The sequence below is a fragment of the Pseudonocardia sp. SID8383 genome, from assembly GCF_009864975.1.
Lineage (GTDB): Bacteria > Actinomycetota > Actinomycetes > Mycobacteriales > Pseudonocardiaceae > Pseudonocardia > Pseudonocardia alni.
Genome location: NZ_WWFY01001066.1, coordinates 1 through 872, shown reverse-complemented (window position 1 = coordinate 872; position 872 = coordinate 1). Strand labels below are relative to the sequence as shown.

Annotated in this window: 2 protein-coding genes; one reads left to right on the top strand and one right to left on the bottom strand. The window is 77.3% G+C overall.

All coding sequences use genetic code 11. From position 1 onward, the window contains the following. A partial coding sequence (locus GTW08_RS25700) for a sigma-70 family RNA polymerase sigma factor (RefSeq protein ID WP_346009972.1) occupies nt 1-574 on the bottom strand: 574 nt, incomplete at its 3' end. Nucleotides 575-689: 115 nt separating this feature from the next. Between GTW08_RS25700 and GTW08_RS25695 the strand changes: the two genes are divergently transcribed. Beyond that, the coding region (locus GTW08_RS25695) for a hypothetical protein (protein WP_202417690.1) at nt 690-872 on the top strand (183 nt) is incomplete at its 3' end.

Sequence of the window (872 nt, the reverse complement as noted above, 5' to 3'; positions counted from 1 at the left end):
CGCCGGGCGCGGCCGCCCCGGCGGTCCCGGTTCCGTCCTCGCCGAGCGCGCGCAGCAGGTCCTCGCGTGCCCGGGCGACCCGGGACCGGATGGTGCCGACCGGGCAGCCGCAGACCTGCGCGGCCTCGGCGTAGCCCAGGTCCAGGACCTGGGTCAGGACGAACGCCTCACGACGGTCGTCGGGCAGCGCGTCGACCAGCGTCCGCAGCAGGACGGCCTCCTGCGCGCCGGTGCGGGGCACCGCGCGCTCCAGCACCTCCTGGGTGTCCTCGCCCAGGTCCCGCACGCGGGGCCGGCGGACCGCGGTGCGCACCGCGTCGACGGCGACCCGGCGGGCGACCGACAGCAGCCAGGTGCGCGCGGTGGAGCGGCCCGCGAACGAGGGCAGCGACCGCAGGGCCCGCAGGAACGTCTCCTGGGTGAGGTCCTCGGCGTCGTCGCGGCCGAGGTGGACGAGGAAGCGGTGGACGTCGACCTGGGTCGCCCGCACGAACTCCGCGAGCGCGGCTGTGTCACCGGCACCCGCGGCCAACGCCCACGCCGTCACGGTGGCGTCGTCGTGGCGTTCGGGCACGCTGGTCACGGTAGCCGTCGGCCGTGCGGGGCAGAAGCCCGACCCGGTCACCGTCCGCTCGGTGGGAGCACGGTGTGTGACCGGATCGATGCTGTCCGGACGCTACCGTCGCAGGGTGTCCGACATGTGGGTCAGCTGGTCCGGGGGCAAGGACGCGGCGACGGCGCTGGCCGCCGCGCGGCGGGCCGGAGCGCGGGTGACCGGGCTGCTCAGCACCGTCACGGCAGGGCCCGGTGGCGCGGAGATCGCGGTGCACGGCGTGGGGGCCGCGCTCGTCGCCGCCCAGGCCGACGCGCTG